11 protein-coding genes, 1 tRNA gene and 1 pseudogene are annotated in these 16589 nt (G+C 55.1%); 6 read left to right on the forward strand and 7 right to left on the reverse strand.

The features are described 5' to 3' along the window. Positions 1-2: 2 nt before the first annotated feature. The 5 genes and pseudogenes from dbpB to AC2AXP_RS19230 form a co-directional block, all read right to left on the reverse strand. On the reverse strand, positions 3-1130 hold the full coding sequence (dbpB, locus tag AC2AXP_RS19210; RefSeq protein WP_484381878.1) for a DGQHR domain-containing protein DpdB: 1128 nt from the start codon (positions 1128-1130) through the stop codon (positions 3-5). Continuing rightward, positions 1127-2377, reverse strand: a complete 1251-nt coding sequence (gene dpdA / locus AC2AXP_RS19215) for a tRNA-guanine transglycosylase DpdA (RefSeq protein ID WP_484381879.1) — start codon at positions 2375-2377, stop codon at positions 1127-1129. Before dpdA ends, dbpB begins: the two co-directional genes overlap by 4 nt. A gap of 73 nt (positions 2378-2450) precedes the next feature. Further along, positions 2451-3302: a hypothetical protein gene (locus AC2AXP_RS19220; RefSeq protein ID WP_484381898.1), complete on the reverse strand. Its 852-nt coding sequence runs from the start codon at positions 3300-3302 to the stop codon at positions 2451-2453. 539 nt (positions 3303-3841) lie between these two features. Next, positions 3842-5087 (reverse strand): annotated as a pseudogene (locus AC2AXP_RS19225) (tyrosine-type recombinase/integrase). A 203-nt stretch (positions 5088-5290) separates the two neighbouring features. Continuing rightward, positions 5291-5375 (reverse strand) — tRNA-Leu (locus AC2AXP_RS19230). Positions 5376-5785: 410 nt separating this feature from the next. Here AC2AXP_RS19230 and AC2AXP_RS19235 point away from each other — a divergent pair. Genes AC2AXP_RS19235 through AC2AXP_RS19245 form a run of 3 tightly spaced genes read left to right on the forward strand, consistent with a single transcriptional unit; the run spans position 5786 to position 8930 of the window. Then, entirely contained in the window at positions 5786-6553 is a 768-nt protein-coding gene (locus AC2AXP_RS19235) for a DeoR/GlpR family DNA-binding transcription regulator (protein WP_004955807.1), read from the forward strand. A 26-nt stretch (positions 6554-6579) separates the two neighbouring features. Then, positions 6580-7542 (forward strand): D-erythronate dehydrogenase, encoded by a 963-nt coding sequence (gene denD, locus AC2AXP_RS19240; RefSeq protein ID WP_484381880.1) that lies wholly within the window; start codon positions 6580-6582, stop codon positions 7540-7542. 2 nt (positions 7543-7544) lie between these two features. Further along, positions 7545-8930, forward strand: a complete 1386-nt coding sequence (locus AC2AXP_RS19245) for a GntP family permease (RefSeq protein ID WP_198773204.1) — start codon at positions 7545-7547, stop codon at positions 8928-8930. Positions 8931-8991: 61 nt separating this feature from the next. On the opposite strand, the gene lptG is transcribed toward AC2AXP_RS19245, so the two are convergent. Both lptG and lptF read right to left on the reverse strand, forming a co-directional pair. Beyond that, positions 8992-10062 (reverse strand): LPS export ABC transporter permease LptG, encoded by a 1071-nt coding sequence (gene lptG / locus AC2AXP_RS19250; protein ID WP_004955810.1) that lies wholly within the window; start codon positions 10060-10062, stop codon positions 8992-8994. Beyond that, positions 10062-11156: an LPS export ABC transporter permease LptF gene (gene lptF / locus AC2AXP_RS19255; RefSeq protein ID WP_198773203.1), complete on the reverse strand. Its 1095-nt coding sequence runs from the start codon at positions 11154-11156 to the stop codon at positions 10062-10064. Before lptF ends, lptG begins: the two co-directional genes overlap by 1 nt. 282 nt (positions 11157-11438) lie before the next feature. Between lptF and pepA the strand changes: the two genes are divergently transcribed. The 3 genes from pepA to AC2AXP_RS19270 all read left to right on the forward strand — a co-directional run bounded on the left by pepA (position 11439) and on the right by AC2AXP_RS19270 (position 16449). After that, positions 11439-12950, forward strand: a complete 1512-nt coding sequence (gene pepA, locus AC2AXP_RS19260) for a leucyl aminopeptidase (RefSeq protein ID WP_004955813.1) — start codon at positions 11439-11441, stop codon at positions 12948-12950. 159 nt (positions 12951-13109) lie between these two features. Next, complete coding sequence (locus AC2AXP_RS19265) at positions 13110-13559, forward strand: DNA polymerase III subunit chi (RefSeq protein WP_039992441.1); 450 nt, start codon at positions 13110-13112, stop codon at positions 13557-13559. A 13-nt stretch (positions 13560-13572) separates the two neighbouring features. Beyond that, positions 13573-16449, forward strand: a complete 2877-nt coding sequence (locus AC2AXP_RS19270) for a valine--tRNA ligase (RefSeq protein ID WP_273870563.1) — start codon at positions 13573-13575, stop codon at positions 16447-16449. The last annotated feature ends 140 nt before the right edge of the window (positions 16450-16589 follow it).

Here is a 16589-nt window from a genome sequence, read left to right on the forward strand (position 1 = left end):
TTTTATATATTAGCGTTCGCTGCTTTGATATAACTCGTGACCAGATAATCCGTCACTAATGAGATATCTTTCGACAGGTTCTGCAGTTCATTCCATTTACGGACGGTAGGCTGACCATCAACATCCGTGCCGAAGTTCCATACCCCACTACTCCATGCGCAAAGCGGCTTAATTCGGTTTAGCTCTTCAACAAAACGAGTATAGGAAGGGATCTCAGTCCAACCTGGTTCACCTTTATAGTCCTGATGTACATGATCGATTTCATCCATCAAGCTGCCAAGCGCAAGAATACCTACGCCATGTAACAAGCGGGAATAACGAGGCTTCTTATCCCAGTCATCAGTAAATACGGTTTCCACAGCCGACCAAAAGTTATTCAGCAGTTTCACCATCTTCCCTTCATCCCCAAACCCTGTCGCCGGATCACGGAAGCGATACAAAGCCCCCTCACGAAGACTGGCATCGATCATTTTGATCATCGAGTTGTCAGCAATAACACCATCAGGATTGGTCGCCGTTTTGATGCGCCCCGCAAGTGGACCTTCGCCGAAGTTCAGTCGTTGAGTCAGCAGTGAAGGAAACTTACGCATTTGCAGATCGGATGGCAGACGGCCGTGGGTATGCGGTGCCAGTTCGTATAACAACGTTTTTGGCAACGGTTTTGTGGAGTTAACCAACATAAACTGTTCGCGCTGTTCTTCCGCGTCATTGGCTATAAATGCGGATACCGGCATCATAAACGAGTCAATTTCCGCATCCCGCAAAGCAGCGGTACGTTGTTGACCATCCACAATAAACCCAGGCTTCTCAAAATCCTTCTCTTCGGAGAAAGGTATCACTAGATGCCCCATGTCGCTATTATCTGTAAGCGGTTCAAAACGCACACGCCTATCAAAAGCGATAATCACCGGGTTTGGTATCATCGGATTTGCGCTCTCAATGTAGCGCTGAATTTCACGAATATGGTTACGTACTTCTGGACGCTGATAACCAACCAAACTCTCTTCGCCGCGACGAATACGCGAAATCGCTGCAATTTTGCTGATCTGTTTACCTTCTATCGCAAGGCTATAGAGTTGCCTCTCCTCACCCTGTCGGATTCGCAGGGCGGGAACACGATATTCACTCATGACAGTTCCTCTGAGCGTAATGACAATGTGTGCTGTAAACGGTTGTACAACACCTGAATATTATGGAAACCGCGGCGACGGTTACGTTCTGCTCCGCGGAAAATGATGACGTTAATACCGATGGCCTGGCAAATATTACACTGGCATTGTTTCCATGGACGTTCTCCCAGCGTACGCTCATAATCCGCACGGATTTTGTCAGCCTCTTTTTCCCCCGAATGCAGGCGTTCATAAGCCAGGACTGCATCAAGAGTCTTCTCAAGGGACAAAGCCCCTTTATCGTATTCGAACAGGGCATTCATGGCATCCTTTTCTAGATGCCGTGCAATATCCTGATCAATCACGCCAGATTTTATTTTGCGACTCAAACTTGGATTCGCATCAAACTGAGGGACACGCACAGCGGTATAGGCCGGGCCATCAGGCGTATGATAGTTGTTTTTCCGATCTTTGAAGGCCTGCTGCAGCGGTGTGGTCGAGTCAATACTGGTCACACCAAACTTGATAAAGTCTGCGAAACTTTCTGGACGGGCAATGCCAAGCAAGTGAACACGCGTATCACTTTTCAGCAACGGCTTAATCTCTTCGAGAGTCTCAAGGATCTGCGCCGTTTTCAACGGCACCATCCCCCCCATGGTGATATTTTTGTATCCCATGGCCAGCAGAGCCTCTACAGACTGACGGTAGGAGGTTTTGCTCCATCCATGTGCAACGCCAAAGGCAGTAAAACAGGACTTTTGAGACTTGTTTAAAAACTCTTGAGCCAAGGTCAGCGTGATATCCTGGCGTCGGCGACACTCAGATAATACTTCGCCACTGAATACTTCACCTGGCTTCTCATAGCCAAAGACGATGTGATCGAGAGAAACGCCATGGTTAAAGCGGGAAGTTTCGTAGAACTCAATCACCTCTTCCACACGGTATGGCGGGACGTCCTGGTTAACATAGGTGAAGGCTCCGCAATCACCCATCGTTTCCATATTTTCCGGCAGACGGAAAAAGTGCTTCATTCCATTACGAAAATAACGCAAACGCTGGGCACGGGTATATTTGCTCTCACCACCGCCAAGACCATCTACTACAGCTTTAGAAACCAGCATACCATCGTAAGGATGAGGAAAAACCTCATGCGGATAATGATCGTCACGTTGACGCACGCGATGTTCGTTACGCGTTTCGCGGAAGAAGTCGAAACTGGGATCGATAAAATCCTGACTATCAGGGAAAAAATACTTTAGCTTCGACAACTTACTCTCCTGTGACGCCACTGCAAAGCCTCAAAAAACGGGGGATTCTACCATGAAACCCAAGTAAGTAGCATTAAGGTTTAGCCTCTCTCAGGGCTTTAAATTCAGCCCGAAAACGTTTTTCCTCAAATGAATTTCCCGAGTCACGAAATTCACGCAACGCATGTGTTGCACTTAAACTAGGATTTTTTTCCATAATCTTTAAAATGAAAGACTTAACTTCCTCCGGGCTACGACGAATTCCTTTTTTCACTTCACGCTCAGGTAACTCCTTGAGTTCTTCTATTAACTTTTGAGATAACTCATTTAAATCATTGAGTTGTTTTGACGTAAATTCCTTCACAATGTATTTTGCCATGCTGATATTAAGCATAAGCATATTACATCTCAGCCACTGAGCCATATTTTGGTTGGTTTTGAAAAGGTATGAAGTCAGCCTACCGTTGATTTTTTTGGAAGTTATAATAAGGAGTTGTTTTTTTGCATCAACCAAATACTCAAGACCATTAATGATATCCAGTTCAATTGCATTAATATAATCTGGAGAGCCACAGACAATATAATAATCTTTTTTTCTTTTTTTCATTAACTCTACAATAGATGTAGGATGCTTAGATTTAAAAATAGATCTATTGGTTATTTCTTTCCACCATGTTCTATGAAAATTTTTCCCTACATATTCTTGAGAATACAAAGGTATTGATTCGTCATATCCAACGGCAAAGGTCGCTTTATAAGGTACTACGTTGTCTTTGTGGTGGAGGAGTCCTAAACCAGCAGAAAGGATCCATAAATCAATAGGATAATCATCTAAGATAGCTTTAGCCGTCGCCCAGTGCCCACCTTTATAAAGATCCTCTGCACATACAGTTGCAGATGCAGAAATAGCTTCATTCAGGGCATTACACCAAGAATTCACGAGCACATTTGAAGGGGTTCGGCCTGATGAAAATTGACTCAGACTCAATATATCCCTACTACCGTAGTGTTTGCCGTTTGTACATGTTGTTATTAAGTTGATGTTGCTCACAATCGCCCCCCAGAATCGTGTTACACAAGCTACAGGAGAAAAAAGGGGATGACAAGAACGGAGTTATCAGTCCCTGAAAATTTTTTCAGGGACTGATGTTAGTGAGGAATATACTCGAAATACTCATCTTGAGAATGAGAACATCTTTGGCATCGTCTCAAAATGCCTTTTTCTTCAAGGGATAAACAAAAGTCTCGACATGATTCAAGAAGGATGTCAGGGCTTTCATTTTTATTCTTAGAAATCAGAGCCCTAGCGAGGGTGTCATAACTAAAACCTCCCGTTGAGTGCGATACAATGCTCATCGCAAGTTGGGTATCGAAAGTTTTCATAGTGCACCTCTGAGTCGCCAGAATAATACAGTTATAAAAAAGTATGGGTTATAGTTCAAGCAGGCTTTTCAAATTCGAACATAGAAAGCATCAGAAATTAGACTACTTGCCAAAGTCATAAGGACTAACTTCTCTTTCCCTATTCACATCCAAAAAATCAGCCCACCACTGCAGCATCAGTCGCCGCTCATCAATATGTTCGGCCTTATGAATGTAAGCCGCACGTACTGAGTTACGTTCCATATGGCTCATCTGCCGTTCCACTGCATCCCTCGACCACAATCCTGATTCAATAAGTGAACTACACGCCATCGTCCTGAAACCATGCCCGCAAACCTCAACCTTCGTATCGTAACCCATCACACGCAAGGCCTTGTTAACCGTGTTCTCACTCATCGGCTTACGCGGATCGTGATCGCCAACGAAGATCAGCTCTAGGTTCCCATTCATGCTTTTGATCTTTTCCAGAATAGCTAAGGCCTGACTCGATAAGGGAACAAGATGGGGCGTCCGCATCTTTGAACCACGTTGAGAATGCTTAACACCTTCCAACGGTTCACGCTCACCCGGAATCGTCCACATGGCAGTATCAAAATCCACTTCTGACCAACGGGCAAAGCGCAGTTCGCTTGAACGGATGAAAACTAACAACGTGAGTTCGACAGCCAGTCGAGTTAACGGCCTGCCGGAGTAATGATCAATGCGGTGAAGCAATTCAGGAATGCGATTAAGCTCCAGAGCCGCACGGTGCTGTCTTTTCGCCGTAGCAACTGCACCGGCAATCTCTTGAGCGGGATTGTAGTCGATTAAACCGCTCTGAACGGCAAAGCGCATAATCGCGGTAGTTCGCTGTTGCAAACGAGCCGCAACTTCGAGACGCCCGAACGACTCGACTGCTTTGATGGATACAAGCAGATCTCGCGTCTTCAGTTCTGCAATATTCCGCTTACCGATAGCAGCAAAGAGATTATCTTCGAGGTTTTTCAATACACGAGCGCTATGCGATGTCGACCATTTCTGATTACTGGCGTGCCATTCTATGGCAACCACTTCAAACGTTATTGCCTCTTGCTCCTGCTCTACCTTAACGGCTTTCTTGTTTTCACTAGAATCGACGCCGTTAGCTAACAGCTTACGGGCTTCATCCCGGCGTGCCCGGGCATCTGCCAGCGAAACTTCAGGGTATTTCCCCAGCGCCAGCATCTTCTCTTTGCCACCAAAGCGATAACGTAGCCGCCAATATTTCGAACCGTTAGGGTGAACCAGCAAAACCATGCCTTCACCGTCAGTCAGCTTATAGGCTTTTGCTTCAGGTAGCCGAACGAACTTTCACATCACTCAGAGCCATGATGGGCATCCTTTTAGGGGCTCTGTACGGGTACAAGCATTATCGAACCGGAAATACCATCATCTATACCAACATCTGTTGGTAGATGTACGTTGAAGTCGGTTGACCTTGAGAGAGTTAATATAGCGAAAAGGTGGGTAGCTACTGAATTTTAGACACAAAAAAACCACCTCTCGGTGGCTTCTTGTTCGCGCGCTTACTAATGGTGCCGAAGGCCGGACTCGAACCGGCACGTATCTCTACGGTTGATTTTGAATCAACTGCGTCTACCGATTTCGCCACTTCGGCACTGAAGTAGTATGCGGAAAACGGGTGTATTATACCTACCAGCGATCGCCGTGCAATAGTTATCATGGCTTCAATGAGTTAAGTGCTGAAAAAAACGGCGGCGCATGCCCTGGCTCGCACGTCTCGTCACTGTCGCCCTACCATCCCGCCCTGCCCGCCTGCTCGTCCGCTCACAAAGCTTGTTATACGTCACATTATTTATCACAGGCGGCTGTTCACTGCCCATTGCCCGCCATATCAGAATAAATTTATTTAATTCAAATCATTAAACAGACAACCATCACATTCTCTCCGCGCCGCAATTGTGACCACTATCGCTTACTTGTTAAATCAAATCGTCAAATATTTCTGGTGATAACAAAAAATAACAGCCACGGCGACGGCCTGCCGCCAGTGCCTGAGGAGCAAACATGATCCCGTCCGAACGCCGTGATTTTATCTATCGCTATGTGCATGAATACCAGTTGGTGCCCATCGTCGCCCTGGCGGAGCTGATGAGCGTCTCCCATATGACGGTGCGGCGCGACGTCCGCGTGCTGGAAGAAGAAGGCAAAGTGGTCAGCGTCAGCGGCGGCGTGCGGCTGAGCGACACGCTGCGCCAGGAACTGGCCTACAACGAAAAGGCCCAGTTGCACCACCGCCACAAGCGCGCCATCGGCAAGTATGCCGCCACGCTGGTGGAGGATGGCCAGGTGGTCTATCTGGATGCTGGCACCACCACCTATGAAATCGCCCGCAATCTGGCGGAGCGTTTCAACCTGACGGTGGTCACCAACGATTTTTCCATTATCCAGCACCTGATGAACCGCCCGCAGCTCAGCCTGTTCCACACCGGCGGGCTGGTGGATCAGCGCAATTATTCCTGCGTCGGCAACAGCGCCGCGATGCTGCTGCGCACGCTGAACATCGACGTGGCGTTCATCAGCACCAGTTCGTGGGATCTGGAGCACGGGCTGTCGACCCCGCACGAAGAAAAAGTGCTGGTGAAGCAGGCGCTGCTGGAGGTCGCCCGCCGTCGGGTATTGGTCTCCGACAGCAGCAAATACGGCAAGTACGGCATGTTCCGCGTCTGCCCGCTGGAAGCGCTGAACGACATCATCTGCGATGCCGCGCTGGCGCCAGCGGCACAACAACAGCTCAAAGAACGCGGCCTGCGGCTGCACAACGTCCAACTCTAATCACAACGCTTGGCAAGGAATAACACATGAAAATCATCATCACCGGCGGTGCCGGATTTTTGGGTCAGCGCCTGGCCACCGCTCTGCTGCAAGGCCAGCACACCCTGAGTTTTGATCAACTGATACTGGCAGACATCCACCTGCCGCGCTCGCCGCTGGACGATCCGCGCGTCAGCTGTGTCGCACTCGATCTCAGCCAGCCGCAGGCCGCGGAGGCACTGATCGACGCCGAATGCGGCGTGCTGTTCCATCTGGCGGCCATCGTCAGCAGCCACGCCGAAAGCGATTTCGATCTCGGTATGCAGGTCAACTTCGACGCCACCCGGCAACTGCTGGAGGCCGCACGCCGCAAGGCACCGGCGATGAAATTTATCTTCACCAGTTCGTTGGCGGTGTTCGGCGGGCAACTGCCGGCGCTGATCGATGACGGCTGCGCGGTCACGCCGCAATCCTCTTACGGTACGCAAAAGGCGATGTGCGAGCTGTTGATTAACGACTACGCGCGCAAGGGCTTTGTCGACGGTCGCGTGCTGCGCCTGCCAACCATCAGCGTGCGGCCGGGTAAGCCGAATCAGGCGGCCTCGTCGTTCGCCAGCGGCATAATCCGCGAACCGCTGCACGGCGAACCGGCGGTGTGTCCGGTGTCACCGGATCTGGCGCTGTGGCTATCCAGCCCGGCCAGCGTGGTGCGCAACTTTATCCACGCCGCCACGTTGCCTGCCGAGGCGTTCGGCACCGCGCGCACCGTCAACCTGCCGGGCATCAGCGTGCGCGTGCAGCAGATGCTGGATGCGCTGCGCGAGGTGGCCGGCGAGCAGGTCAGCGGCCTGGTGCGCTTTGAGGCCAATGAGGCGATAAACCGCATCGTTGCCAGTTGGCCGGGCAACTTCGACGTACGCCGCGCGCTGGCCATGGGCTTCGTCGCCGACGAAAACTTCCAGCAAGCGATCCGCGCCTTTATGCGCGAACAACAGCAGGGTGGGAACTGATTATGGAATTATATATTCCAATTATCGGGCTGGCGGTGGCGGTGTTCGTGCTGGTGTTTCTGGTGCTGCGCACTCGGGTGCACGCGCTGATCGCCATGCTGATTGCCGCCTCGATCGCCGGGCTGTCCGGCGGCCTCAGCGCGGTGCAAACCATTGATACCATCACCAAGGGCTTTGGCTCGACGCTCGGCAGTATCGGTATCGTTATCGGTCTGGGGGTGATGATGGGCCGGGTGCTGGAAGTCTCCGGCGCGGCGGAGCAGATCGCCTACAGCTTTATCAAATGGCTGGGCAAAAAGCGCGAAGAGTGGGCGCTGGCGATTACCGGCTATATCGTCAGTATCCCGATCTTCGTTGATTCGGCATTCGTGATCCTCTATCCGCTGGTGAAGGCGTTGGCCAAAAAGGGGCAGCGCAATCTGCTGACGCTCGGCGTGGCGTTAGCCGGCGGGCTGATCCTCACTCACCATGCGGTGCCGCCGACGCCGGGGCCGCTGGGGGTAGCGGGCATCTTCGGCGTGGATATCGGTGCGATGATGCTGGCAGGGCTGATTCTGGCCATTCCGTGCGTGATCGGCATCGTGCTCTATGCGCGCTGGCTGGGCAGCAAATACCCGGAATTTGCACTGCAGCCGGACGATGAGCCGCCGCTGGATCTGCACGCCGCCCATCAGGACTATCTGGCAGCCAAGGCCGCCAAACCGCTGCCGGGCCTGCTGCTGTCGCTGCTGCCGATCGTCACGCCCATTGCGCTGATATTCATCAACGCGGTGAATAGCATGCTGGCGAAGACCGCCAGCTTCAGCGGGCTGGACGGCAGCCTGTGGGGACAGGTTTTCGCCTTCCTCGGTTCGCCGGTGATTGCGCTGGCGATCAGCGTGTTGCTGGCGGTCGCCACCTTGATGCCAAAGGTCGACAAGCAGCAAACGCTGGAACGGCTGGAAGAAGGATTGCAATCGGCGGGGATCATTCTGCTGGTGACCGGCGCCGGTGGCGCGCTGGGGGCGGTACTGCGCGAAAGCGGCACCGGCAATCTGCTGGCACAGCACGTCGCCAGCCTGCCGCTGTCGCCGATCCTGATCCCGTTTGTTATCGCCACGCTGGTGCGCCTGATTCAGGGTTCCGGCACCGTGGCGATGATCACCGCCGCCTCGATTTCGGCGCCGATCGTCAGCCAACTGCCGGGCATCAACATGTTGGCGGCGGCGCAGGCGGCTACGCTCGGGGCGCTGTTCTTTAGCTATTTCAACGACAGTATGTTCTGGGTGGTGAACCGTATGATGGGCATCAAGGAGGTCAAACAGCAGATCATGGTGTGGTCGGTGCCGACCACCATCGCCTGGGCCATCAGCCTGGTCGGGGTGCTGGTGCTGGATTGGCTGATGTAACGGCGCCAGGCGCCGCAGGCAGGGATCCGGCCCCTCGATGTCGCGGGGCCGGCACAGCGGATTATCTGCGCTTGAGCAGCAGATACACGCTGATCAGCAGGAACAGCAGGCTTGGCAACAGCGCACCGAGCACCGGCGGCATATTGTACACCAGGCTTAGCGGGCCAAAGATCTGGTCCATCACGTAGAACAGGAAGCCGAAGCTGATGCCGGTGACCACCCGCATCCCCATCGGCACGCTGCGCAGCGGCCCGAAGATGAACGACAGCGCCATCAGCATCATCACCGCCACCGACAGCGGCGAGAAGATTTTGCTCCACATGTTCAGTTGGTAGCGGCTGGCTTCCTGGCCGCTCTGCTTGAGGTACTTCACGTAGTTATGCAGACCGCTGATCGACAGCGAATCCGGGTCCAGCGCCACCACGCCGAGCTTGTCCGGCGTCAGGTTGGTTTTCCATACTCCGGTCAGCGTCTGGGTACCGGTCACCTGTTTTTCGTTGGTCAGATCCGAGGTGTCTACCTGCGACAGCTGCCAGGCGCCGTCTTCAAAGGTGGCGGTGGCGGCATAGCGCACCGTTTCCAGCCGACGACGATCGTTGAAGTGGTAGATATTGACGCCGGACAGTTCGTTCTCGCCTGCGACCCGTTCGATGTAGATAAAGTCGTTGCCGTCCTTCGCCCACAGGCCGTTTTTGGTCGACAGCAGCGAACCGCCGTACATTTGCTGCGCACGGTAGTTACGCGCCATCTGCTCGCCCTGCGGCGCGACCCATTCGCCGATCGCCATAGTCAGCAGCACCAGCGGAATGGCGGTTTTCATCACCGAGCCGGCGATTTGCAGGCGGGTAAAGCCGGAAGCCTGCATTACCACCAGTTCGCTGCGCGTCGCCAACTGGCCCAGCCCGAGCAGTGCACCCAGCAGCGCCGCCATCGGGAAGAAGATCTCCACGTCCTTTGGCACGCTAAGCAGGGTATACATGCCGGCGCCCAGGGCGGAATATTCGCCCTGGCCGACTTTGCGCAGCTGATCGACAAACTTGATGATGCCGGACAGCGACACCAGCATGAACAGCGTCATGATGATGGTGTTGAAGATGGTTTTACCGATATAACGGTCTAATACGCCAAACATCAGGCTGCTCCTCTCAGGCGTGCGCGCAGCTTGCGCATCGGCACGGTATCCCACAGGTTCAATGCCAGCGCGATGGCAAAGTACACCGCGTTCACCAGCCAGATCCACAGCATCGGATCCAGCTTGCCCTTGCCGGCGTTAGAGCGCAGCGAGGTCTGCAGCAGGAAGAAAATCAGGTACAGCAGGATCGCTGGCAGCATGCTCAGCACCCGTCCCTGACGCGGATTGACCACGCTCAGCGGCACCACCAGCAGCGCCATCAGCACCACCGACACCACCAGCGTCAGGCGCCAGTGAAACTCGGCGCGCGCTTCCTGATCGTCGGACTGCCACAGGGTGCGCATCGACATCTGTTCGGCCTGAGTGTTGTCCATCGCCACCGCACGGTGGCCGACCACCGCCTTGTAATCGCTAAAGTCGGTAATGCGGAAGTCGCGCAGCAGCGCTGTGCCCTCAAAGCGGGTGCCCTTGTCGAGCGTCACCACCTGCGAGCCGTCTTTCATCTGGTTGATCTGGCCATGTTCCGCCACCACCACCGACGGGCGCTGGTTGCCGTTCGGCCGCAGCTGCGCCAGGAACACGTTGTTGAAGGTGTTGCCTTTCACGTTGCCGACGAACAGCACCGCGTTACCGTCCTGCGACGGCTGGAACTGCCCTTCCGCCAGCCCGGCAATGCTCGGGTTGGCCTTGGCTTCGGCGATCACTTCATCCTGATGGCTGGAGGCCCACGGCCCAATCCAGAAGACGTTGGCGGCGGCAACCAGCGAGGTGAGCAGCGCCAGCACCATGGCGGCAATAATCAGCGTGCGCTTGCCCAGACCGCAGGCGTGCATCACCGTGATTTCGCTTTCGGTATACAAACGCCCAAGCGTCATCAACAAGCCGAGAAACAGGCTTAATGGGAGGATTAGCTGCGCCATCTTCGGCACACCTAATGCGAGCAAAGATAAAACCAAATTTGTCGGGACATCGCCGTCCACCGCGTCCCCTAACACCCTGACCAGGTTCTGACAAAAGAAGATCAGGAGCAGGATGAACAGGATCGCGATTTGGCTCTTGAGCGTTTCCCGTACCAGATATCTAATGATGATCACGCTTATTACGCCTGTGAAAACTTGTCTTTTTGCAGGAAAATCGATAGTTTCTTCGCTAATCCGCCATTTATTCTCATCATATGGCAACCTTCACAGCTAAAATAGTATTAGAACATCAAGCCGTTTGGGTGCCCTATAGGAACAAACCTATAGTCGCCAAAACAGAACAATTTACGCCGTAAAGGTTAACATACTTTAGTTAACTCATTGGCGGGAGATCGTTACGGAGTGGGTCATTCTAGCCGTAGCGTCCGCCTTTGTCTTTAAGATTCAGGAGAGTGCATGGAGTTCAGTGTAAAAAGCGGTAGCCCGGAAAAACAGCGCAGTGCCTGTATTGTAGTCGGCGTTTTCGAACCGCGCCGCCTGTCCCCTATCGCAGAACAACTCGACAAAATCAGTGATGGTTATATCAGCGCTCTGTTACGCCGTGGCGAACTTGAGGGCAAGGTCGGTCAGACCCTGCTGCTGCACCACGTGCCAAACATTCTCTCCGAGCGCATCCTGTTGATCGGCTGTGGCAAAGAGCGCGAGCTCGATGAACGCCAATACAAACAGGTGATTCAGAAAACCATCAATACCCTCAACGATACCGGCTCGATGGAAGCGGTGTGTTTCCTCACCGAGCTGCACGTAAAAGGCCGCAACACCTACTGGAAGGTGCGTCAGGCGGTGGAAACCGCCAAAGAAACGCTCTACACCTTCGATCAGCTGAAAAGCAACAAAGTGGAGCCACGTCGTCCACTGCGCAAAATGGTGTTCAACGTACCGACCCGTCGCGAACTGACCAGCGGCGAACGCGCCATCCAGCACGGCCTGGCGATCGCTTCCGGCATCAAGGCGGCGAAGGATCTCGGCAATATGCCGCCGAACATCTGTAACGCCGGCTATCTGGCGTCGCAGGCGCGGCAGTTGGCCGACGCCTTCAGCACCAACGTCACCACCCGGGTGATTGGCGAACAGCAGATGAAAGAGCTGGGCATGAACGCCTATCTGGCGGTCGGTGCCGGTTCGCAGAACGAATCATTGATGTCGGTAATGGAATATAAGGGCAACCCGAACCCGGACGCTAAGCCTATCGTGCTGGTGGGCAAGGGTCTGACCTTCGATTCCGGCGGCATTTCGATCAAACCCGCCGACGGCATGGACGAAATGAAGTACGACATGTGCGGCGCGGCCACGGTCTACGGCGTGATGCGCGTGGTGGCGGAACTCAACCTGCCGCTGAACGTGATCGGCGTACTGGCCGGCTGTGAAAACATGCCGGGCGGGCGCGCCTACCGTCCGGGCGACGTGCTGACCACCATGTCCGGCCAGACGGTGGAAGTGCTGAACACCGACGCCGAAGGCCGTCTGGTGCTGTGCGACACCCTGACCTACGTCGAGCGCTTCGAGCCGGAGCTGGTGATTGACATCGCCACCCTGACCGGTGCCTGCGTGATTGCGCTGGGCCACCACATCACCGGGCTGATGTCGAACCACAACCCGCTGGCGCATGAGCTGATCGGCGCGTCCGAACAGGCCGGCGATCGCGCGTGGCGTCTGCCGATGGCCGACGAATACTACGAGCAACTGGACTCCAACTTTGCCGATATGGCGAACATTGGCGGCCGTCCGGGCGGGGCAATTACCGCAGCCTGCTTCCTGTCGCGCTTTACCCGCAAGTACAGCTGGGCGCATCTGGACATCGCCGGCACCGCCTGGCGCTCCGGCAAGGCCAAGGGGGCGACCGGCCGTCCGGTCGCGCTGCTGTCGCAGTTCCTGCTCAACCGTGCGGGGCTGAACGGCGACGATTAAATGCCCGACACCTTTCAAGCCGCGCCGTTGGCTGCAACTTGAAACCTATGGGTATATAATCCTCTCAGCAGCGAAGGAGCAGGGCTACCTGCTCCATCCCAAAAGGGCGCAACCACTACGTTGTGCCCTGTTTTTTTATCGGCAGCGGTGAATCAGATGATCAAGCAGGCAACGTTTTACCTCCTCGAAACCGACCAGCCCGTCGGCGCGCTCAGTGCGCATGAAGCCGTGGCCTGCGACGTGGCCGCCAACGGCTTTCGTGCCGGAAAGCGCGTGCTGATTGCCTGCGAAAACCAGGAACAGGCGCAGCGGCTGGACGAAGCGCTGTGGCAGCGCGATCCGCATCAGTTCGTGCCACACAACCTGGCGGGTGAAGGGCCGCATTACGGCGCGCCGGTCGAGCTGTGCTGGCCGGCAAAACGCGGTAATGCGCCACGCGATCTGCTGATCGCCCTGCTGCCGCAGTTTGCAGATTTTGCTACTGCTTTCCATGAAGTGGTAGACTTTGTGCCTTACGAAGAAACCTTGAAACAGTTGGCGCGCGACCGATACAAAGCCTATCGCAGCGTCGGCTTCCACTTGACCACGGCAACGCCGCCAACTCACTGAATTACGAAATAAAATGGAAAAGACAAACAGTCAGCTCGATACCGCATACGATCCTTCCCAAATCGAACAGAAGCTGTACGACCATTGGGAGAGTCAGGGTTACTTCAAGCCGAATGGCGATACCAGCCAGGAAAGCTTCTGCATCATGATCCCGCCGCCGAACGTCACCGGCAGCCTGCACATGGGTCACGCCTTCCAGCAGACCATCATGGACACCATGATCCGCTACCAGCGCATGCAGGGTAAAAACACCCTGTGGCAGGCAGGTACCGACCACGCCGGCATCGCCACCCAGATGGTGGTGGAGCGCAAAATAGCGGCGGAAGAAGGCAAAACCCGCCATGACTACGGCCGCGACGCGTTCATCGACAAAATCTGGCAGTGGAAGGCCGAATCCGGTGGCACCATCACCCGCCAGATGCGTCGCCTCGGCAACTCCGTGGACTGGGAGCGCGAGCGTTTCACCATGGACGACGGCCTGTCCAACGCGGTGAAAGAAGTGTTTGTCCGCCTGTACAAAGAAGATCTGATCTACCGCGGCAAGCGCCTGGTGAACTGGGATCCGAAACTGCGCACCGCCATCTCCGATCTGGAAGTGGAAAACCGCGAGTCCAAAGGGTCGATGTGGCATCTGCGTTATCCGCTGGCCGACGGCGCTAAAACCGCCGAAGGCAAAGATTACCTGATCGTCGCCACTACCCGCCCGGAAACCGTACTGGGCGACACCGGCGTGGCGGTCAACCCGGAAGATCCACGTTACAAGGATCTGATCGGCAAGGAAATCATTCTGCCACTGGTCGGCCGCCGCATCCGCATCGTCGGTGACGAGCACGCCGACATGGAAAAAGGCACCGGCTGCGTGAAGATCACCCCGGCGCACGATTTCAACGACTATGAAGTGGGCAAACGTCACGGCCTGCCGATGATCAACATTCTGACCTTCGACGGCGATATCCGCCAGGAAGCAGAAGTGTTCAACACCCTCGGCGAAGCCTGCAGCGACTATTGCAACGAGATCCCGGCGCAGTTCCGTGGCCTGGAGCGTTTTGCCGCGCGCAAGGCGGTGGTTGCCGCCTTTGACGAGCTCGGCCTGCTGGACGAGATCAAACCGCACGACCTGACGGTGCCTTACGGTGACCGCGGCGGCGTGGTGATCGAACCGATGCTCACCGACCAATGGTACGTGCGCACCGCACCGCTGGCCAAAGTGGCGGTAGAAGCGGTTGAACAAGGTGATATCCAGTTCGTGCCAAAGCAGTACGAAAACATGTACTTCAGCTGGATGCGCGACATTCAGGACTGGTGTATTTCTCGTCAGCTGTGGTGGGGTCACCGTATTCCGGCCTGGTATGACGCCAACGGCAAGGTCTACGTCGGCCGTACCGAAGACGAAGTACGTCGCGACAACAACCTGGGCGCCGAGGTGGCGTTGAACCAGGACGAAGACGTGCTGGACACCTGGTTCTCCTCCGGCCTGTGGACCTTCTCCACCCTGGGTTGGCCAGAGCAGACCGACGCGCTGAAAACCTTCCACCCAACCAGCGTGATGGTCAGCGGCTTCGACATCATCTTCTTCTGGATTGCCCGCATGATCATGCTGACCATGCACTTTATCAAGGATGAAGACGGCAAACCGCAGGTGCCATTCCACACCGTGTACATGACCGGCCTGATCCGCGACGACGAAGGGCAGAAAATGTCCAAGTCCAAAGGCAACGTGATCGACCCGCTGGACATGGTGGACGGTATTTCGCTGGAAGACCTGCTGGAAAAACGCACCGGCAACATGATGCAGCCACAGCTGGCGGAAAAAATCCGCAAGCGTACCGAAAAGCAGTTCCCGAACGGCATCGAGCCGCACGGCACCGACGCCCTGCGCTTCACCCTGGCGGCGCTGGCCTCTACCGGTCGCGACATCAACTGGGACATGAAGCGTCTGGAAGGTTACCGCAACTTCTGTAACAAACTGTGGAACGCCAGCCGTTTCGTGCTGATGAACGCCGAAGATCAGGATTGCGGCTTCAACGGCGGCGAAAAACAGCTGTCGCTGGCGGATCGCTGGATCCTGGCGGAATTCAACCGCACGGTGAAAGCCTACCGCGAAGCGCTGGACAACTACCGCTTTGATATCGCGGCCGGCATCCTGTACGAGTTCACCTGGAACCAGTTCTGCGACTGGTATCTGGAGCTGACCAAGCCGATCGTCAGCAACGGCAGCGAAGCGGAACGCCGCGGCACCCGCCATACGCTGATCACCGTGCTGGAAGCGCTGCTGCGTCTGGCGCATCCGATCATTCCGTTTATCACCGAAACCATCTGGCAACGGGTTAAACAGATCAAAGGCATCAGCGCCGATACCATCATGCTGCAGCCGTTCCCGGCCTACGACGCCGCGCTGGAAGACGCGCAGGCGCTGGCGGATCTGGAGTGGATCAAGCAGGCGATCACCGCGGTGCGCAACATTCGCGCCGAAATGAACATCGCGCCAAGCAAACAGCTGGAAGTGCTGCTGCGTAACGCCAACGGCGACGCTCAGCGCCGGGTGCAGGACAACCAGAGCTTCATCGAAAAACTGGCACGTCTGCAATCCATCACGCTGCTGCCGGCGGGCGAAAAAGGCCCGGTATCGGTCACCAAACTGGTGGACGGCGCCGAGCTGCTGATCCCAATGGCCGGTTTCATTGACAAGGACGCGGAAATTGCGCGCCTGACCAAGGAAATGGCCAAGCTGGACGGCGAGATCGCCGCTATCGAAGGCAAGCTGGCCAATGAAGGTTTTGTGGCCCGCGCACCGGAAGCGGTGGTGGCTAAAGAGCGCGATCGTCTGGCGGCCTGCAAAGAAGGCAAAGTGAAGCTGCAAGAACAGCAGGCGACCATCGCCGCGCTGTAATTGCTGGCTCACACCGGCAGCGATGCCTATCAGACAGCGGGTTAACAGCCCGCTGTTTTTTTATAGGCATTGCATCCCGCCGGGAATAAGTGCTATTACACATTAACAATGCAGCAAGGACGCCGTTGGGAAATCAAACC

It is taken from the genome of Serratia sp. Sp408, assembly GCF_057180665.1.